The sequence below is a fragment of the Bradyrhizobium uaiense genome, assembly GCF_010811875.1.
GTDB lineage: Bacteria > Pseudomonadota > Alphaproteobacteria > Rhizobiales > Xanthobacteraceae > Bradyrhizobium > Bradyrhizobium uaiense.
The window spans coordinates 22,611-39,156 of record NZ_VKHP01000006.1; the positions used below are offsets into that span (position 1 = coordinate 22,611).

Below are 16,546 nucleotides of genomic sequence, written 5' to 3' on the forward strand. Positions count from 1 at the left end.
GCGGCAAGTCGTCGCGCTCACATTCGACCACACAAGGGATCATCGACATGACCACCAAGACCTCCCTCGGCCTTTCCGCCGCGCTGCTCGCGTTCAGCCTGGCGCTGGCGCCCGCCGCCTTCGCTCAGGACAAGATGGGCAAGGACGACGCGATGAAGAAGGAAGACACGATGTCCAAGGATGCCATGAAGAAGGACGGTGGCATGATGAAGAAGGACGACGCCGTGAAGAAGGACGGCGGCGCGATGATGAAGAAAGACGACGGCATGAAGAAGAACTGATTGCCGCCATCGCTCATCGTCTACAGGCCCGCCGTCGCGGCGGGCCTGGTTGTGCCTCAGCGCTTCTTCTTGCCGCGTTCCTTACGCGCCGCGTAGCGGGCGTCGCGCTTGGCCTTCTGGTCCGCGAGCAGCGCCTCCTCACGGGCGGCTTCCTCTTCCTTCTCGCGCGCGATCCGCGCGGCCTCGGCTGCGGCGGCCTCTTCCTCGCGCCGCTTCTGTTCAGCCTTCTCGGCCTCACGGGCTTCCTTGGCCTTGGCGCGGCGGTCGGCGATCGCCGCGCGCTCTTCGGCGCGGGCCTTCACGATCGGATCGTCAGCCCCCGGTTGGGAGCGAAATTTGTTGAGGAGGTCTTGCCGCGCCTGCAGGGCCGCCTTTTGGCGGTCGGCAAAACCCGGTTCCTTGAAGCCACTCATAGAGGAAGCCTTGCTGCTTTCTGTTCGGGTGATGGATTGGGTTCGGTTCGGCGCTTCAATAAGTGAAAGGCGACGAAAATGCCAGTGGTGAACGGTGGGTTGTGGAGCAGGGGAGATATGATTGGACGGCAAATGGCCGATGGCAGCATTTGCGCCCGCCTGGCCGCCGGCGTGGTGAGTGGTTGGTCACCGAAGCTGCCGGCTGCCTAACCGCGCTGAAACTGCTCGCGCCGCCCGTTGCCCGAGACTTTGATGTCCAAGACCTTGATGTCCAGGACCTTGGTGCCCAACACCTTGGCGACGGTCTCGGCGGTCATCGCGCTCCGGTCCGAGACGCGCTGGGCTTCCAGCCTGTCGCGGGCCTTTTCGGTGATCAGAAGGCTGATCAGCCGCAGCCTGCTGGTCTCGTCGACAGCTTCCGAAAGCAGCTGCCTGTAACGCTGATAGTCGTAGGTCGCTTCTTGCTCGCTCACCGGCACGCCCCGCACACGCGCTCCACTTCAGCGCGTAGTTTTTCGCGAGTCGTGGCAGCCCGCAATGGAATTGCGGTGCCGACGGCGGCGTGTGCGCATTTCGTTGGGCGACTGTTGCAGAATTGATCGCACGCAACCGTGCAAACGGTCATGATGCGGGCGACGGCAATTGGGAACCGAAGCGGCATGAGCGAATCCGAGGACGGAGGCAATCGCCGCAGCGCGCTGATCGGACTGCTGGTCGCGGTCGTCATGCTCGCGGTCGGACTTTGGCTTGCGCGCAACCTGACGGCGGCGAGCAAGATGCAGGATTGCCTGATGTCGGGCCGGACCAACTGCAATGTGATCGAGCCGGCGCGCTGACCCAACCTTGCGGCAGTGCAATATCGATCCCACATCTCCCGTGAAGACTCGGGCTGAACTGTTTGGTCCCGGTTGTGATTCCAGTCACACGCGGACGGCGGGCTGCCTCATCTATTCCCAGAGATCGGCGGGAACCAAGGCCATGATGTCAAAGCTGTGGTCCGGAAAGGGCGCGGCGCTGGCTGCCGCAGGCGCGGCGGGTGCCGTTTTGGTTGCGTATCTGTCCCTGGCGCTGGCGTCGCCCGAACCGGTGTCCAGCGCGGCGCTCGGGCCGGCGTGGCAATGCAGCCGGGTGGCTTTCGTGCTGACCACTTGCACCCGCACCGCCGGGACCGAGCGCGAGGCCGAGGGCGAGCTCAAGGCGATCCCGGTACGGGCGAAGGATGATTGTCCGCCGGAGCTCTAGGTTTTTGCTTTCTGACGCGTCGTCTTCACGCGAACCGCTGCGCTCTTCGCTCGCGGCAGCTGGCATGGGCCGGGTGGACGCTGCGGCCGTATTTAAAATTATTTCTTGATGGAGCTACGCGGCTTGATCGAGAGGCCGAGGCGCATCGCCATCTTCTTGATTCGTTCCGGCGAGCGGCCGGTCGCTTTCACGACCTCCTCCAGCGACTTTGAGGAGCGTGCCAGTTCCATCAGTCGTCGGTCCTCCTTGAACGACCACCGCGGCTTTCGGGCCATCTTGTTCGTATCCTTGTGCATTGCTGGGCAACAAAGCCGCCAGGCGGGGTCGCCTGACGGCCTTGCCGGTGTGGGCCCGGACCTTGGGGAAATGTCCGGTGGATAAGCAATACCGCTTCCGGATAAGGCCGCAATTGAAACCGGAATTTAACCTAACCTATCAAGGTTACTTGCAGGGTTACTTGGATTTCGAGCGTGGCAGGAGGCCTTATGCGCAAGGTCGCCATTTTGAGTGCCGCAGCATTTTTACTGTCCGGTTGCTGGCCCGACCCCGAGGTCACGGGATCGACCAACAGTTGCGCGGCCAATCTTTATAGTCAGTTCAATCCCAAGGTCATGGATCAGTGCGTGAACGCCTGCATCAAATGTGACCACGGCAATGTCACGACCTGCACGACCTCCTGCACGCTGAAGGGCGCGCGGTAATCGATCTGCGAATTTGCCCTTGCGAGCGGCGGTGAGGCCCCGCGGCGCCACGCCAACGGCCGCCTTGCGCGGCGCAATGAACGCCGTTATCGCGTCTCGTAGCGGCGCCGTCATCGGGCCGGAAACTGAGGGCGTGGAACAGCGCGATGAGCGGTCCTTCCTATGTCGCGGTCGATTGGGGCACCAGCAGCTTCCGGCTCTGGCTGATGAGCGCCGGTGGCCAGGTGCACGGCGAACGCCGCAGCGACCAAGGCATGACCGCGGCCGCCAGGACCGGCTTTGCGGGCGTGCTGCAATCGCATCTCGACGAGCTGGGTGTCGCGGCCGATTTGCCGGTCGTGATCTGCGGCATGGCGGGTGCGCGGCAGGGCTGGGTCGAGGCCGGCTATGTCGATACGCCCGCGCATCTCTCCGACATCCTTAAAGGCGCCGTCGTGGTCGCCGGGCAGCCGCGCGATATCCGCATCCTGCCCGGGATTGCACAGCGCGATGCCGCGGCACCTGACGTGATGCGTGGCGAGGAGACCCAGCTGCTCGGCGCGCTCGGTCTGGACCCGGCACATGAGGCCGATGTCTGCATGCCGGGAACGCATTCCAAATGGGTGCGGGTGCGTGGCGGCACGGTCGAGCGCTTTGCGACCTTCATGACCGGAGAGCTGTTCAGTGCGGTCGCGCGCGACACCATCCTGTCGCACGCCGTTGCCGGCGCGGAGGAGGCGGTCGATGGTGATGCGTTCCGCGCGGCCGTCGCCGAGGCGTATGCCGCGCCGGCGCACTCAGCCAATCTGCTGTTTCGAGTGCGATCGCGGCAGCTGCTGTTCGGCGGCAGCGCGCAGGCCGCGCGAGAGACGATCTCGGGCACATTGATCGGCGTCGAGCTGGCCGCGGGCCTTGCCGAGCGGGAGCGAGCAGTGCCGGTTACGCTGATTGCGTCAGGCCGGCTGCAGCGGCTCTATCAAATGGCGCTCGAACGCCTTTCGATTCCGCTCGATGTCGTGGATGCGGAGGAGGCGGTTCGCCGTGGCCTCGCCGGCGCCGCGGCGGCGATCTGGAACAATTGAGGGATCCAACGCATGAGCATTCCATTTCCGCCGATGATGCGTCCGTTGGTCGCGATCCTGCGCGGCGTCAAGCCCGACGAAACCAGTGGCATTGTGAGCACGCTGATCGACGCCGGCATGACGGCGATCGAGATTCCGCTGAACTCGCCCGAGCCGTTCCGTTCGATCGAGATCGCGGCAAAGCGCGCACCTGCCGACGTGCTGATCGGCGCGGGCACCGTGCTATCAGCGGCCGATGTCGATCGTCTCCATGACGCCGGCGGCCGGCTCATGGTGTCGCCCAATGTCGATGTCGACGTGCTGGCCCGTGCCCGGGATCACGCGATGGTCACGATGCCGGGCGTGTTCTCGCCGACCGAAGCCCTGCTCGCTGCACGCGCCGGCGCATCGAGCCTGAAATTCTTTCCGGCGAGTGTGCTCGGCGCAGCCGGCATCACTGCGATCCGCGCCGTGCTGCCGCCGGATGTGATGATCGCCGCCGTCGGCGGTGTCTCGGACCAGAATTTCGCCGAGTACGTGAAGGCAGGCATTCGCGCCTTCGGGCTCGGCAGCAGCCTCTACAAGCCGGGCATGACGGTCGCGGATATCGCCGTCAGGGCAAAGGTGACGATCGAGGCATATGACGCGGCGGTGCAGGGCGCAGGCTAGACTCGGCGTGTAACTTTTGGCGGCGCGCTAGTCGTCCCGCTTGCCGCCGTCGATGACCCTGAACAGCGGTGCTGCCTCGCGGGGATTCTCGAGCAGTTCCTCGACCATTGCGATCGCGGCGGCGACGTATTTTTCGGTCGCGGCGTCCAGCGGCCGTTCAGCTTCGTCTGATAGCGCCAGCTTGGCGCCTTCGAGCAGTTTGCGGGTGCGGACGGCGGACTCGTCGCCGGCGGTGAGGGCGGCCCGGGCGATCGATCGCAGCACGAACAGCTCGCCCTCCAGCCGCAGCAGGCGGTCGTTCAGCTTGCTCAGGACAGTGTTCAGGTTCCGCATGACGTCCTCTCCGGGCGTTGGACCCATCTTCCATACACGGTCAATCCTGACGAAATTCTTGTGCCGGCCACACAGCAGGCGACGGCATCTGCCGGAGCCATTTGTGGATCAGGGCGAATGGCCCTAGTAGAATGACCAGCGCCGAGGCGCCCCAGGCGGGGCGCGATGGGAGCATCCGCTTCACGCCATTACGACGAAGGAATGCACATGAGGATTGCCGTCGAAACCACCGTTGCCGCGCCGGTTGCGGATGTCTGGCGCGCCTACACCACGCCCGACGATATCAAGCAGTGGAATGCCGCCTCCGAGGATTGGCACACCACGGCCGCGACCGTCGACCTGCGCGCCGGCGGCGCCTTCTCGTCGCGTATGGAAGCCAAGGACGGCAGCATGGGTTTCGATTTTGTCGGCACCTACACCAAGGTCGAGGAGCCCCGGCTGCTCGAATATGCATTCGGCGACCGCACAGCGCAGGTTGCATTCACGCCGGAGGCCGCCGGCGTCAAGGTGCAGGTCAGCTTCGACGGCGAGGACACCCATTCGGCGGAGCAGCAGCGCGGCGGCTGGCAGGCGATCCTGGATAACTTCAAACGCTACGTCGAAGCAAAGCAGCGGTCCTGATCCGCGGCGACCGGAGGACGACGTGACGTTGAAGCGACCGCGCGCGACGATGCCGGCGAGCCTGATGCGGGCGTTCAAGCGGCGATGGTGCATCGGCCGAGCACGCGGGTGAGGTGACAGGTCGCTCGGCGCGATCGCGATACTGGGCCGGAGCGAATGCGATGCGTTTTATCTTGGCACTCGGTCTGCTGGTCATCCTGTGCGTGTCTGCGAGCGCCGCACCGCTGCGCCACTCCCACGCACGCCAACCCGGAGCCGTTCGCGCGCCCGCGGCAGTGACGCCGCCGTCGCGCTTCGCCGTTCCTGGCTGGAGTGACGAGGCGACACGGCAATGGCTTGACCGCGCCTCGTCCTACGTCGGCTTGGGCGGTTAGTCGCGCAGCCGCCTGCGCCGAACTTAATCGTCGTCCTCGGCTTCAGTCCTCCGTGAGTTCGGTGCCGAGCGGCCGCCGTACTGCCGGGGAACGGCGGCGGCCTTTCGCGCGCTCACACCTTCGCTCTCACGCATTTCCTCCCGTGCACGCCGCGCCGTTCGCATCGCGCGCTTGATGTTTGGATCGTGCGAGTCCTCGTCGAAGAAAAGGACGGTCTCACAGCTCGGGCACTGGCGCGAATACCCGTTCTGCAGCCGCTTGGCTCGGTCGCGAAAGACGTTCTTGCAGCGTGTGCAACGGACCTGGACGGAATCTTCCATAGTGCTCCTGAAATACCGGCGAGCAGCGCGAGCGTTTGCAATCTGCTTGAGGAAGCAATTCCGGATTAAGAAATTACCAAGCGCGTCGTGTGCAATCGGGGCGGAACTTTGTTCACGCACGGAGAACTACGGAAGCGTTTCGTGCGCTGAATGATAAGAACAAGACGCGATTTCAGAGCAGACCGTGAACATCAAAAGAAAGGCCCCAGCGCGTGGGCCACGCTGAGGCCAAGTTGACACTTTGGTCGTGAGGCACCGTCACCGGCGCCTCGGTGCCTAACCTATCTTCGTTTCGCTCCAGCCAAATAGCCCATATGGGCCATGATCGCTGGCACAAGGTGTGCAGACTTCGGACCATCAGGATGTTGCACGACCTGGGGCTGGAGCCAACGCCGTCCGCAAGCATTTCAAGCGGACGGCGTTGTGTATTCATCTGCGTCTCTCTTTGATTGCGGCACGACGAACCTCATTGCGTTGCGCACAAGCTCGGTTCGTTGACGCTGCCGATCTCGCCATTGCTCGATCTCATGGAAGGCCGAGACGAGACAAGCGCCAAGGCAGCTGGACAGCAGCATAAAGCAGAATGCTTGTTCGGCACCGCTCATGACATCATGGAACGAGAACACCAGGCATCGGCTTTGTCGGGAGCGGAACGAATGCACTGGGCTGGCTCCGCACCATCGTCAGCACAGCAAACACCGCTACGGTGACCGTCAAAAGCTTCGTCATGAAATTCGTCAGCAAAGAATGTCTGTAAGAATTCTAGCAGTGTAGCACTCGGCTCGCGAAGCCTTTGTGAACCCTCTCACATGCGCAGAACGGGCACCGATCCGGCCGCTCCATTGGATGTCGATCAAGCTGCAATTCCGGGCAACCTGACGCCAGATTGTGCTCGCGGTCCGCTTGCGACCAGGTGCCTCGCCACGCTTCATTGTGGGGCCGACGAGTTCCAATGCGGGCAGGCCGCCTCCGTGATAGCCAATTTGGGACATGCGCCGTTGGCACGAAGTGTGCAGACTTGGAGCTGTCAGGATTTTGCATCACCTTCCTGGGGCTAGGGCCAACGCCGTCCGCATGTATTTCAAGCGGGCGGCGTTGTGCATTTTGGCGACGACGGGCTTCCCGCCAGGCTGCGCTCATGTCAGGGATCGACCGGCCGAAGTTCGAGGTTCTCGATTTTCACCGACGGAGAGGGAGCGTCCTGCTCGTTCGGCGGACGCAACGTGATCGGAGCATTCGATCCGCCGATCAGAACGTTGACGCCGGCGCCGTCGGCGTGGGTGTAAACACCGGCAATATCGTCGCGTCCGAGCCACGGCACCGACGCCATCACCTTCCAGGTCACGGAGACGTCTTGATCGCCGATGAAAGCGTCGAGGTTGCGGATGGCCGCGACGTAGCGACGGTCCGGCGCGCTATCGACATGCAACACGCAGTCGAGATTGGTCACCGGGCCTAAAATGAACCCGGTATCGGGGCCACCGCGACACTCAAGCGTCCCGGCCTCCACCTGCTGCGCGTCGGCCGGTCCGACGGGCGTGACAAGAACTGCCGCAGCACATGCGGCAGAGACGATCGAATGGTTCGTTGGACGCATGGTGGTGTACAACGCGAATGGACGCGCAATCGGCCCATGACCTCTGATGCGGCCTTCGCTTGTGGTTAAGAGAGCCTTAGAGATTGGGGGCTGCCGCAGCGGGAAGGAAACGTATGCGAGCGACCCAAGACGCGAACGCAAGACGCGACGCAAGGTCGCGACGTCGAAGCAGCCTGATCAGGCAAGGCCGGTATCGGCGCGGCAGAGGCAGCAGGAAAAAGCACAACGAGCGGCCCTGGCGCCGACGCCAGACCGTTCCGATCCACGCTCAGCCTGTCCTGCGAAACTACGCCGCCGGGCTCGAAATTCAATGTCCCGGCGGCGCCCTGTTCCAATCTGGGCCCGCAATCCCAGTGATTGTCTGTCTGCAAGACTGGCGCCAAGGTTCGAAGCCACCGTAATCATACGGGGCTTAGGATGGCGCCGGCCAAGGTCTGGTCGATGTCCATGCTCCGCCCGACTTCAGCCGCGGTGCTCGAGCTTCCGCATTTCCTGCAAGCGAGCCAGGCAAAAATCCCGATACAACTCGTTGATGAAATCCCACATGACCGAATCCCCTTGGTCCAATGCTGGGACGCTAGGCCGGGTTTGTTTCCGGCCGGCTTCGCGGCTTGCGGAAAATGGTTTCATCGAGGGGGAGGTGAGTGGCGGTTCTGGCCGGTGATCTCGCAGCACAACATGTCATGCGCGTTGCGGGAAGGGAGGCATTGCAGCCTTCGCCTGCCGGTATCTCATCAAGATGATCGCGATCACGGCAGCGCACATGAACGGACCAACGGGCACGAACACGAACGGGAAGGCGTATCCCAAGACGAATATGACACTGACGCCGATCCGGAAGGTGCGCCGGTTCGAAGGCGGCGAGATCTGCTCGTCCATGGTTGCGTTCATGAGAAAGACCAACGCGATCGCCAGGATCGGCATATCGTAGATGGCGAAGTAAGGAGAAATGAGAGGCGTCACCGCAAGCAGGCTTGCGGCCTGGACGGAAAAGCTGACCTTGCGGCGCCATATGGTCAGCACCCAAACCGCGGCTGCCAGCGCGGTGGCCACGTGCAACGTCATGGCCAATCCGTAACCAAACCCGGCATACCGAAGAAGACCATAGACACTCTGCAATTTAGGCCAGGGCAGCGCCCCGCTGAGGTGAAATTGCGTCGTCGCGAACGTTGCCGCCGCACGAAACCCCTCGAATGTATCCCAACCGAAGATAATTCCGCTGATGAGCAGGAGCGCCGGCACCACCAGAGACGCCGTGATGAAGGCACTCCAGCGCTTGGTCGCGATCAACACAAGGGGGAGAAGAACTCCGTATTGAGGCTTGAAGATCAGCAGCGCGAGCAAGAAGCCGCTGAGCAGCGGGCGCCGATCCAGTGTCAGGAGAACTCCGCCGAGCAGCGAAGCCGCCAGCAGAGAGCTTTGACCGGCAATGAAATCGTAGAAGACGGGCGGAGCGGCGAGTGCCAGCAGCAGCGCAGCGGAGCGCGGCCGGATCGCATGCACCACGAGAACCCAACAGAGCAGCTTTGCCGCACTCCAAACCGCGAATGCTATCGGGAACGGCAGCAGCGCCAGGGGGGCTACAACCAGGAAAAACACCGGCGGATAAAAAAACGGCACGGGAATTTCATCGTAAGGATAGGGCGCGTGATCCATCGGCTGCATGCGCAGAACAAGTTGCTGATGCAGTTGTTGCCAATCGTAGGCGGTCGCCGCATGGCCTTCGAGTGCCATCGTGCCCGCGCCCCAAAAGCATGAAAAGTCGATCCCGGCGTTGCTTCCGCCACTGACAAACATCAGCACCGCCGCAACGATCGTCATGCCGAGCAGGACAGCGCAAGCCAATGCTTGCGCCGGGTCGTCTCCCGCAGAAACGTCCCAGTCCAGCATTTGCTTCATCGGCGCGCGTCCCCGGACTGCAGCGACATCGCCGGTTGCCGGCATTGCAGCCAGATGATCGCGATGATGGTCGCGCACATCAACGGACCAACGGGCGCAAGTGCGATCGGGTAGGCAAACCCCAGCAGGACAAGCACGGCGTACCCGATCCGGAGTGCGGAGCGCTTCGAGAGAAGGGAGCCCTGTTCGGCCGCCGGCGCATTCATGAGAAAGACGAGAGCGACAGTCAGCAGCACCGTGTCGTAGATCGCGAAGTAGGGAGAGACGAGCAGCGTTCCGGCGAGCAGGCTCGCGGCCTTGATGGCGAAGCTGACGTTGCGGCGCCATATGATCAGCACCCAGATTGCGACTGCGCCGGCAACGGCGATGTGCAATGCCATGGCCAATTCGTAACCAACGCCGGCAAACCGAAGCGCGCCGTAAATGCTCTGCAGCTTGAACCAGGCCAGCCCGCCAGTGAGGTGAAACTGTGTCGTCGCGAAGGTTGCCGCCGCGCGGAATCCCTCAAAGGTGTCCCAGCCGAAGGTCAACCCGGTAAGCAGCATGAGGATCGGTATGGCCAAGCTGGCCGTGATGAAGACGCGCCAGCGCCCAGTGGCTATCAGCACGAGGGGAAGCAGGACGCCATATTGCGGCTTGAAGATCAGCAGCGCGATCAGCAAGCCGCTGATGATCGGTCGCCTGTCCAGCGTCAGCAGGATGACGCCAAGCAGGGATGCCGCGGGCAGTGAGCTTTGGCCGACGATGAAATCGTACAGCACGGGCGGCGTAGCGAATGCCAGCAGCACCGCGGCGAAGCGTGGCCGGATGGCGAAAGTAACGAGCGCCCAGCACAGCAGCTTTGCCGAGCTCCAGATCCAGAACGCAGTCGGAAACGGCAGCAACGCCACCAGCGCTGCCACAAAGAAAAACACCGGCGGGTAGAAGAACGGGACAGGATTCTGATCAAGGGGATACGGAGCCTGGTTCACGATCGGATGAACCCGGAGGATCAGTTGCCGCAGCTGCTGCCAATCGTAGGCGGCGGCCGCGTGGCCATCGAGGGCCATGGTCCCCGCGCTCCAGAAACACGAAAAGTCGATCCCGGTTGCGCCGCTCCCGTCAACGGTTTTCGGTACAAACAAGAGGAGGGTGAGGCTCAGTACGATCAGGCAGGCAATGGCTAACGCGCGGTCGTATCCGCTGTGCTCCGCGCGGGCGTGCGCCACTGCAATTCCATTCATGAAAATTCTGCCGGAGCATTAAAATATAAGGTGTTCTAGACCGCAGCCAGCGGTGGCGCAAGCAAGTGACCAGCCGCCTGCTATCGCGATTCAGCTGGCAATTGGTCCATTGCACGAAGACCCAACGGATATGGAGTTGGTCGAAGATCGAACTATGCCGCCTCGCTGAAGACCTTGTGCTGAATTTTCTTCGTGAGACGCTGTTCGAGTGTAGCAATGGTTCCCTTGAGATTGTCGTGCCGCTCATTGAGCGACTTCGCCAAAATCGGATATCTCGCGTCCGATTGGTCGAAAATCCCCGTACGCCCTTCTTCGGCTGCGATATCGGCTTCGATCAGTTGGCAGGCGAGGACGAGTTCGGTGAGTATCTTGCTAACCGTCGAATCCGGTACCGTGTTGTTGCGAGCTGTCACATAACGGGGATGCATATTCACCTGCGTGCTCCGAATGTCTGAGTTCGGCACATCGAGAACAGCCGGCGCCGAACGATTGAAACACGCATCGCAAATTGCCTGCCAGTAGCGGGTCCGTAAGAATACGGTCGGGGAAGTCTGACACCGGACTCGCTCCCTGAAACCAGGCAGGTCGAACAGAAGCGAGATCGCTGTCTGCGTCACCACACTGAAATCGATCGCGTCCGACCGCCGTTTTCGATCGACCGCCGGGAACGGCCCCGACTCGGTTGGCACGTCGAACTCTCTCACCTGGAGCGGGCCGCGTCTCCTGTCTCGGCCTTGCCGGCTGGTCTTGGTGTACGATCCGCGCCAAACCGACTCAGCAGACTAAGCGGGAAGGCCCGAAATCAACGGGATTCCGTCAACCAGCGCCGAGGCGCGGCACTTCGATGGACGGAACATGTATCGTGTTGAAATGGCTGGCGATCCCGGCAGGACCTCCGGCAGCAAGCAATTTCAGGCTCTTGCGGGGAAGTGGGTCACATCAGCGCTCCACTGATTTCCCAGTCGTTTTGGGCGCGTGTGACCCACTTTTACGCAGGGTTCTCCCCCGTCCGATCAATCCCCGACACGACCACGATGAACTGATCGGTCTTGTCGGTGATCTCCAGCCAATCCACCGACGGGTCGCCAGGGAGCAATTGAAGGAACACCCGCACATTGCCGGCCTTGTCCTCGGCTCGGTAGCCGGCATAGTCAGCGGCCTCGCTGATCGCGCCGTTGGGGTATTCGATACGTCGAAGGCCAATCAGGTTCAGCTTCCTTAGAGCGCAGTTTGCAAGGTCCGGACGCACGGCAATCTCCAAATGATTACGGATTGCCGAAATGTGGGCATGCCATATCTGATTGCCACGCGGGCGCACAAACATTTGAAGGCTTTACGGCTGGCCGCCCGGCGTGAACACCAGCAGGTTCATCGCGCCGCCGGCCATCAGTTGCTGCTGCACGGCCTTGGTGTAGAGCTCGGCCTGCGCCAGCGTCTTCCAGCCGAAAATCGCCATCAGTTGGTGCGGCGTCGCCCCGTTCTGCGCAGAGATGGTCGCGCCAGCCTTGCGGAGGCCGTGGGCGCGGCCGGGGACCTTGGCCTCGCTACAACGGTCACCGAACCAGTTGCCGAGCCCCTTGACCGTGAACGGCTTGCCGTACTCGGTCTCGAGGAAGGTCATGTCGCCGAGCACGCCGGCCTGCTTAGAGATCGCCAGCACTTCCTCGAGCTGCGGCAGGATCGGGATCACGAGGTCGACCGGGCTGCGGTTGCGGTTCTTGTGCTGACGGAAGGCCAACCAGCGCCCCGGATGGATCTCGCGCAGCTTCGCAGCGACGTGGTCCGGCCGGCGGATGTGCTGCTTGCCGAACTTGGCGACGTCGGAGATCCGCTGGCCGAACAGCAGGAACAGGTGCAGCGCCAGCCACGCCTTGGTGCCGGGCGGATGCCGCTCGCAGTACTGCTCGATCTCGGCGACGTCGAAGGTGTGGTGGCCGCCGGTCCTCGGTGCCTTCAGCAGATCGATGCCCTTGGCGACGTTTTTCACCATCAGGGGCGGCTTCTCGGCAACTGCCCATTCCGACAGCTTGCGGATCGCCTTTAGCCGGGCATTGGCGCTGTTGATCGAGCTCTCGGCCTTGCGCCTGACCATGACCACGATCGCGGCCTCGGGCATGTCGCAGGGCAGGTCGCCGATTTCGCGCTTATCGTCCTCGCTGACGGGTTCCTTGCAGAGCGATTTCAGGATGTTGCGGCGGACTTTCTTTGTCTCTTCATCGTAGGCCCGGAATTCAAGGCTGTCCTTGTAGTAACGCTGCACGAGCCAGCGCAGCGATCGCTCGACGACCTTAGGAGGCGGAGGCGTCGGCGGCTTCTCGCCGGTCCGGATAAAGGGCCGCCCGGCCAGCGCCGCAGCGAACTCCTCGTGAAACTCGGGGGTATCGGGCTTCTCTCGCAGTCGGACCTTGCGGAATTTGGCGGAGCCGGGGATGCGTCGGCGGAAATAGCGGCGGGTGTTACCGTGGCGGTCCTGGTCCTCGTAATAGTAGCGGACGTCGATCGGAGGCATGGACCCGTCTGTGGTCATTTCACCCCGCTCCAGGCATCGGCGGCGGTGTCCGGGGTCAGCCCCGGCGCGGCCCGGCCATCGAGGGCATGTTCGAACTCAATGTCAAGCTGGTAGCGGTCCCAGACCCGGCAGCCGAGCACCATTTTACCCTCATGATAGTGTCCGGCCGCTACGGCCTCGTCGAATTTGGTCGGCGACAGGCCGACCCAATAGGCCGCCGCCTCGCGTCGCAGGCCGCGAGGCGCGTAGACCCGGTCACGGTGGGCGCCGGCCGGTCCCCTCGGATCACGGCTCCCGGAACTCGCCATGCCGTGCTCGGGTAGCCCTGGCTCAATGGTTTGTGTTCGTCCCACTAAACAATAGTCTCCACAATTGCCGTTCTATTGATTTGTGTCATGCAGACTCGAAAGCCGTAGCTTTTCGGCCATCTGGGGCGAGCCCGTATTTCGCGAGCAGTTCGGCGGGGACCTTGCAGCCGGTAAGCCCAGGCTCGGGCCCCGCGTGCCGAGACCACACCCGCGTCCGCGCGTAGAACTTGACCGCGCTCTCGAGCTGCAATTCGCTCACGGTGGTTCCCGCTGCATCGGCGAGCGCCGCGACAGCGGCGTGGTCAGACCAGCGTTGTTGATTGAGCCAGGTGACGGCCTGCGGGATGAACCGCGTTCCAATGTTGCCGCGGCCGTTTTCGTCCATGGCGAGTTTCTTCGCCGCGTTGATGAGCATTTCCGGATCCAGCCCGGTCTTCACCAGCGCGTTGAACTTCGATTCGGCCGGCTTGCGCGGGTTCGGTCCCTCGCGGCGAGGGTATGCCGTCCAGAATTCCTCAAACCGTGAGGTCTCGGGCTTCACCTTCGCTGCTATCGCTTCTTCAAGGTCAATCTGCGCGCTCGCCGGGCGATCGACTTCGATCGACCGAGAGAGTTCTTTCTTTAATGGTTGTGGTTGTGGTTGTGATTGGTAGAGCAATGCGTCAGCATTGCTAGTAGCAATGCTAGAGTTTTGCTTGTTCTTTGCTTTGGCTTCGCCACCTGCTTTGCCAGCGGTTACGCGCTTTTCGTGCTTTTCGGCGGCGATTTGCCGCTCTTTCTCGATTCGCTTGTGTGTCCATCGACCATCAGTGATCGAGAAGAATGGAACGAGCTTAGAGCGAAGCTTAAGCCACGCCTCAAGCGAAAGCCTAGCAATGCTAGCCAAGATCTCGTCATCGTCGGGCGGAGCGCCGTTCGCCCAATAGTCGAGCATCAGCAGCAGATAGGCGCCGTGCCCCTCGGTGGTGAGCCGCCCAGTATCACGAACGTAGTCGCCGACGTAGAAGGGAAACCAAGGTTGGCTCAAGCCGTTGCCCTCTCGCTGCTGCGCTTGATCTTGGTCCAGCAGACGCCAGCGAAGTAACGGAAAGCCCTTTCGCGGCTCCATGGCATCTTAGTAGTCGCCAATTCCATAGCTTCCTGAACTTCGTAAACGCTTAGCTGGTCCAGGAAGGAGCGAATGCTTGTTAAGCGGGTCCCATGGATCGAACTATCGCGAAACGTCGTCATGAAGATCTTCGCAACGAACATACTCTCGTCGTCTCGCTGCTGTTTGCGCGTTTCCAGCTCTTCGCGACGAGAGCGCGTCGAATCGACAGGCGGTTTAATGGTCATCAGGCGGTCGCCTCGGTGGCGCTCACTGCAGCTCTTTGAAACGCCTCGACTTCATCTTCAAACCAGACGATCGCGCGTGCGTCGGGATCTAGCTTTCTTCCGGCGGGGAATTTCCCTTCGGAAATTTTCCGATAGAGGGTTGGCTTTGCCCATCCGGTGGCATCTAGCACCGCCGGCAACCGCAACACTTTTCTAATCGCCATCTTGTCTCCTGCTTCCTAACTATTGGAGGTGATTGAACGGAACGGAACATCGTTCAAGTCTCATAAGTCGTCATGGGGTGTCGTTACTCATGCACAGGAACCGCACAGGTTTTCGTACGCCTGCGCTAATCACTGCGGCAACTCAGTGAAGCTCTCGCGAGCATGAGCAGTCAGTGATTTGACATCAAAAGGGCAACGTGAAATGGGGCAAATCCACACAACCCACAGGCATGTTTGCTTCTATTGCCCCTCACGCAGAGGGCGCTAGCAAGCCGCTAGCGGCGAGCTAGCGACGCACCCGAACGATCGGACGCTCGCTTGCTTTTTATCCAGCTTTGGACGATCGCCGATGATGCGGGGAGGGCTCGCGCATCCTCGCGAATGCTCGCGAGCCTTCTTTACCCATACGACGACGATGCGGCAGCCCTGATGGATGGGTGGCTCGACGAGCTTGAGGCGCGTCGTATGATCAGGCGTTATGACGTCGATGGCTCCGCATATCTCGAAATCGTTAAGTGGTTGGAACACCAGAAGATTGATCGCCCATCTAAGTCGAGATTGCCTGAATTCGTTGAGAATTCGCGAGCCCTCGCGAATGTTCGCGAGCCCTCGACGACGGACCTAGGACCTAGGACCAGGACCAAGGAAGAGGACCATTCTCGGTCGATCGAAGTTGATCGCCCGAGAGCGTCTGTGTGTTCTGTGCATTCGCGGGCATGTTGTGGCATCTCGCATTGTTAGCTTAAGCCAAATCACTGCTCATGTTCGCGTATGAGCATTGAGCAATCTCTCAGCTACGATCCGAGCACCAACGCATTCGTCCGGAGCGTTAAGTCGTTCTTTGCGGCGCGAGGCGCGCAATGAACGCGCACTTCCCAACACCGACCCAGGCGCTCGCTATTGGACGGCGCCGGGCCTTCCATCAAACCATCGCCGACGGCGCGGCCAAGCTCGCCACCGGTCGAGCAGCCCCAGCGGGGCTCGCATTCCCTGCGCGCCCTGTTCCGCGCATTAACGAGATTGCGCAAGGGCTCACCATTGGACTGCCGGATTGGTATTTCGTCATTCCGAAGCCATGCGGTGACGAGTATGACCCGGCGGGACGCCCCCGCGTGTCGTTCATCCAGTCGACTGTTGCGAAGCATTTCCATATTCCGCTCGCCGAACTGCTCTCGGACTCGCGCACCAAGGAAGTCGTACGGCCGCGGCAAATCGCGATGTACTTCGCAAAAGAGCTCGCGGCGAAGTCAATGCCCGAGATTGGCCGCCGTTTCGGCGGCAAGGATCACACCACGGCGCTTCATGCTCACCGGAAAATCTCGCGCCTGGTCGCCGAGGGTGGGGAGGTTGCGCGAACGGTCGCCATCCTGAAAACCGTGATGACAGAGCGTTGAGCAGCGAGCACATATGCGCGCGAAACCTGTGCGCTTCCTGTGTATGAGCAACGCTCCGCAGTGACGTCGTAAGTCAAATCACTG

The 16,546-nt window shown here is 61.8% G+C and carries 23 protein-coding genes; 9 read left to right on the forward strand and 14 right to left on the reverse strand.

The window, feature by feature from the left end; genetic code table 11:
- The first annotated feature begins 47 nt into the window (after window positions 1-47).
- Window positions 48-281 (forward strand): pentapeptide MXKDX repeat protein, encoded by a 234-nt coding sequence (locus FNJ47_RS02725; protein ID WP_165445500.1) that lies wholly within the window; start codon window positions 48-50, stop codon window positions 279-281.
- 56 nt (window positions 282-337) lie between these two features.
- Here the strand turns inward: FNJ47_RS02725 and FNJ47_RS02730 are convergent, their stop codons facing one another.
- The gene (locus FNJ47_RS02730; protein ID WP_163150402.1) at window positions 338-694 is read right to left on the reverse strand and encodes a DUF6481 family protein; all 357 of its coding nucleotides are present in this window, start codon (window positions 692-694) and stop codon (window positions 338-340) included.
- Window positions 695-900: 206 nt separating this feature from the next.
- Window positions 901-1,182, reverse strand: a complete 282-nt coding sequence (locus tag FNJ47_RS02735) for a hypothetical protein (RefSeq protein WP_165445498.1) — start codon at window positions 1,180-1,182, stop codon at window positions 901-903.
- Between the two features lie 135 nt (window positions 1,183-1,317).
- Between FNJ47_RS02735 and FNJ47_RS49765 the strand changes: the two genes are divergently transcribed.
- Both FNJ47_RS49765 and FNJ47_RS02740 read left to right on the forward strand, forming a co-directional pair.
- A complete protein-coding gene (locus tag FNJ47_RS49765; RefSeq protein ID WP_235999366.1) occupies window positions 1,318-1,530 on the forward strand; it encodes a hypothetical protein in 213 nt (70 codons plus the stop codon).
- Between the two features lie 142 nt (window positions 1,531-1,672).
- On the forward strand, window positions 1,673-1,936 hold the full coding sequence (locus FNJ47_RS02740) for a hypothetical protein (protein WP_163150404.1): 264 nt from the start codon (window positions 1,673-1,675) through the stop codon (window positions 1,934-1,936).
- 98 nt (window positions 1,937-2,034) lie between these two features.
- On the opposite strand, the gene FNJ47_RS49770 is transcribed toward FNJ47_RS02740, so the two are convergent.
- A complete protein-coding gene (locus FNJ47_RS49770) occupies window positions 2,035-2,211 on the reverse strand; it encodes a hypothetical protein (protein ID WP_165445502.1) in 177 nt (58 codons plus the stop codon).
- Window positions 2,212-2,421: 210 nt separating this feature from the next.
- Here FNJ47_RS49770 and FNJ47_RS02745 point away from each other — a divergent pair, with 210 nt between their 5' ends.
- The 3 genes from FNJ47_RS02745 to FNJ47_RS02755 all read left to right on the forward strand — a co-directional run bounded on the left by FNJ47_RS02745 (window position 2,422) and on the right by FNJ47_RS02755 (window position 4,346).
- The gene (locus FNJ47_RS02745; protein WP_163150406.1) at window positions 2,422-2,637 is read left to right on the forward strand and encodes a hypothetical protein; all 216 of its coding nucleotides are present in this window, start codon (window positions 2,422-2,424) and stop codon (window positions 2,635-2,637) included.
- Window positions 2,638-2,783: 146 nt separating this feature from the next.
- Window positions 2,784-3,698 (forward strand): 2-dehydro-3-deoxygalactonokinase, encoded by a 915-nt coding sequence (locus FNJ47_RS02750; RefSeq protein WP_163150408.1) that lies wholly within the window; start codon window positions 2,784-2,786, stop codon window positions 3,696-3,698.
- Between the two features lie 12 nt (window positions 3,699-3,710).
- Entirely contained in the window at window positions 3,711-4,346 is a 636-nt protein-coding gene (locus FNJ47_RS02755; protein WP_163150410.1) for a 2-dehydro-3-deoxy-6-phosphogalactonate aldolase, read from the forward strand.
- Between the two features lie 27 nt (window positions 4,347-4,373).
- On the opposite strand, the gene FNJ47_RS02760 is transcribed toward FNJ47_RS02755, so the two are convergent.
- Window positions 4,374-4,679, reverse strand: coding sequence for a hypothetical protein (locus tag FNJ47_RS02760; RefSeq protein WP_163150412.1), 306 nt, complete (start codon window positions 4,677-4,679; stop codon window positions 4,374-4,376).
- Window positions 4,680-4,886: 207 nt separating this feature from the next.
- Here FNJ47_RS02760 and FNJ47_RS02765 point away from each other — a divergent pair, with 207 nt between their 5' ends.
- Window positions 4,887-5,300 carry an SRPBCC family protein gene (locus tag FNJ47_RS02765; RefSeq protein ID WP_163150414.1) on the forward strand — a complete coding sequence of 138 codons (414 nt, stop codon included), beginning with the start codon at window positions 4,887-4,889 and terminating at the stop codon, window positions 5,298-5,300.
- 161 nt (window positions 5,301-5,461) lie between these two features.
- Window positions 5,462-5,674: a hypothetical protein gene (locus tag FNJ47_RS02770; RefSeq protein ID WP_163150416.1), complete on the forward strand. Its 213-nt coding sequence runs from the start codon at window positions 5,462-5,464 to the stop codon at window positions 5,672-5,674.
- A 1,461-nt stretch (window positions 5,675-7,135) separates the two neighbouring features.
- Here FNJ47_RS02770 and FNJ47_RS02775 read toward each other — a convergent pair.
- From FNJ47_RS02775 to FNJ47_RS02820, 10 genes are all read right to left on the reverse strand, one after another.
- Window positions 7,136-7,603 (reverse strand): DUF992 domain-containing protein, encoded by a 468-nt coding sequence (locus FNJ47_RS02775; RefSeq protein ID WP_235999370.1) that lies wholly within the window; start codon window positions 7,601-7,603, stop codon window positions 7,136-7,138.
- A gap of 669 nt (window positions 7,604-8,272) precedes the next feature.
- The gene (locus FNJ47_RS02780) at window positions 8,273-9,490 is read right to left on the reverse strand and encodes a glycosyltransferase family 87 protein (protein ID WP_163150418.1); all 1,218 of its coding nucleotides are present in this window, start codon (window positions 9,488-9,490) and stop codon (window positions 8,273-8,275) included.
- Window positions 9,487-10,713 carry a glycosyltransferase family 87 protein gene (locus tag FNJ47_RS02785; RefSeq protein WP_165445503.1) on the reverse strand — a complete coding sequence of 409 codons (1,227 nt, stop codon included), beginning with the start codon at window positions 10,711-10,713 and terminating at the stop codon, window positions 9,487-9,489. The genes FNJ47_RS02780 and FNJ47_RS02785 overlap by 4 nt, the downstream gene beginning before the upstream one ends.
- A gap of 152 nt (window positions 10,714-10,865) precedes the next feature.
- Window positions 10,866-11,402, reverse strand: a complete 537-nt coding sequence (locus tag FNJ47_RS50995; RefSeq protein WP_235999372.1) for a hypothetical protein — start codon at window positions 11,400-11,402, stop codon at window positions 10,866-10,868.
- A gap of 299 nt (window positions 11,403-11,701) precedes the next feature.
- A complete protein-coding gene (locus FNJ47_RS02795) occupies window positions 11,702-12,037 on the reverse strand; it encodes a hypothetical protein (RefSeq protein WP_163150420.1) in 336 nt (111 codons plus the stop codon).
- Window positions 12,038-12,046: 9 nt separating this feature from the next.
- Window positions 12,047-13,240, reverse strand: coding sequence for a tyrosine-type recombinase/integrase (locus tag FNJ47_RS02800; protein WP_163150422.1), 1,194 nt, complete (start codon window positions 13,238-13,240; stop codon window positions 12,047-12,049).
- On the reverse strand, window positions 13,237-13,530 hold the full coding sequence (locus tag FNJ47_RS02805; protein WP_163150425.1) for an XRE family transcriptional regulator: 294 nt from the start codon (window positions 13,528-13,530) through the stop codon (window positions 13,237-13,239). Before FNJ47_RS02805 ends, FNJ47_RS02800 begins: the two co-directional genes overlap by 4 nt.
- An 85-nt stretch (window positions 13,531-13,615) precedes the next feature.
- A complete protein-coding gene (locus FNJ47_RS02810; RefSeq protein WP_163150427.1) occupies window positions 13,616-14,557 on the reverse strand; it encodes a YdaU family protein in 942 nt (313 codons plus the stop codon).
- Complete coding sequence (locus FNJ47_RS02815; protein ID WP_163150429.1) at window positions 14,554-14,865, reverse strand: hypothetical protein; 312 nt, start codon at window positions 14,863-14,865, stop codon at window positions 14,554-14,556. The genes FNJ47_RS02810 and FNJ47_RS02815 overlap by 4 nt, the downstream gene beginning before the upstream one ends.
- Window positions 14,865-15,068, reverse strand: coding sequence for a helix-turn-helix transcriptional regulator (locus FNJ47_RS02820; protein ID WP_163150431.1), 204 nt, complete (start codon window positions 15,066-15,068; stop codon window positions 14,865-14,867). Before FNJ47_RS02820 ends, FNJ47_RS02815 begins: the two co-directional genes overlap by 1 nt.
- 860 nt (window positions 15,069-15,928) lie before the next feature.
- On the opposite strand from FNJ47_RS02820, the gene FNJ47_RS53155 reads away from it, so the two are divergent.
- Window positions 15,929-16,462, forward strand: coding sequence for a helix-turn-helix domain-containing protein (locus FNJ47_RS53155; protein ID WP_163150433.1), 534 nt, complete (start codon window positions 15,929-15,931; stop codon window positions 16,460-16,462).
- Window positions 16,463-16,546 lie beyond the last annotated feature (84 nt).

What these genes read in the sequence shown, in the direction of transcription:
- FNJ47_RS02725 (WP_165445500.1), top strand. Translation starts at nt 48, where the DNA reads ATGACCACCAAGACCTCCCTCGGCCTTTCCGCCGCGCTGCTCGCGTTC.
- FNJ47_RS02730 (WP_163150402.1), bottom strand. Translation starts at nt 694, where the DNA reads ATGAGTGGCTTCAAGGAACCGGGTTTTGCCGACCGCCAAAAGGCGGCC.
- FNJ47_RS49765 (WP_235999366.1), top strand. Translation starts at nt 1,318, where the DNA reads ATGATGCGGGCGACGGCAATTGGGAACCGAAGCGGCATGAGCGAATCC.
- FNJ47_RS02740 (WP_163150404.1), top strand. Translation starts at nt 1,673, where the DNA reads ATGATGTCAAAGCTGTGGTCCGGAAAGGGCGCGGCGCTGGCTGCCGCA.
- FNJ47_RS49770 (WP_165445502.1), bottom strand. Translation starts at nt 2,211, where the DNA reads ATGGCCCGAAAGCCGCGGTGGTCGTTCAAGGAGGACCGACGACTGATG.
- FNJ47_RS02745 (WP_163150406.1), top strand. Translation starts at nt 2,422, where the DNA reads ATGCGCAAGGTCGCCATTTTGAGTGCCGCAGCATTTTTACTGTCCGGT.
- FNJ47_RS02750 (WP_163150408.1), top strand. Translation starts at nt 2,784, where the DNA reads ATGAGCGGTCCTTCCTATGTCGCGGTCGATTGGGGCACCAGCAGCTTC.
- FNJ47_RS02755 (WP_163150410.1), top strand. Translation starts at nt 3,711, where the DNA reads ATGAGCATTCCATTTCCGCCGATGATGCGTCCGTTGGTCGCGATCCTG.
- FNJ47_RS02760 (WP_163150412.1), bottom strand. Translation starts at nt 4,679, where the DNA reads ATGCGGAACCTGAACACTGTCCTGAGCAAGCTGAACGACCGCCTGCTG.
- FNJ47_RS02765 (WP_163150414.1), top strand. Translation starts at nt 4,887, where the DNA reads ATGAGGATTGCCGTCGAAACCACCGTTGCCGCGCCGGTTGCGGATGTC.
- FNJ47_RS02770 (WP_163150416.1), top strand. Translation starts at nt 5,462, where the DNA reads ATGCGTTTTATCTTGGCACTCGGTCTGCTGGTCATCCTGTGCGTGTCT.
- FNJ47_RS02780 (WP_163150418.1), bottom strand. Translation starts at nt 9,490, where the DNA reads ATGAAGCAAATGCTGGACTGGGACGTTTCTGCGGGAGACGACCCGGCG.
- FNJ47_RS02785 (WP_165445503.1), bottom strand. Translation starts at nt 10,713, where the DNA reads ATGAATGGAATTGCAGTGGCGCACGCCCGCGCGGAGCACAGCGGATAC.
- FNJ47_RS02795 (WP_163150420.1), bottom strand. Translation starts at nt 12,037, where the DNA reads ATGTTTGTGCGCCCGCGTGGCAATCAGATATGGCATGCCCACATTTCG.
- FNJ47_RS02800 (WP_163150422.1), bottom strand. Translation starts at nt 13,240, where the DNA reads ATGACCACAGACGGGTCCATGCCTCCGATCGACGTCCGCTACTATTAC.
- FNJ47_RS02805 (WP_163150425.1), bottom strand. Translation starts at nt 13,530, where the DNA reads ATGGCGAGTTCCGGGAGCCGTGATCCGAGGGGACCGGCCGGCGCCCAC.
- FNJ47_RS02815 (WP_163150429.1), bottom strand. Translation starts at nt 14,865, where the DNA reads ATGACCATTAAACCGCCTGTCGATTCGACGCGCTCTCGTCGCGAAGAG.
- FNJ47_RS02820 (WP_163150431.1), bottom strand. Translation starts at nt 15,068, where the DNA reads ATGGCGATTAGAAAAGTGTTGCGGTTGCCGGCGGTGCTAGATGCCACC.
- FNJ47_RS53155 (WP_163150433.1), top strand. Translation starts at nt 15,929, where the DNA reads ATGAACGCGCACTTCCCAACACCGACCCAGGCGCTCGCTATTGGACGG.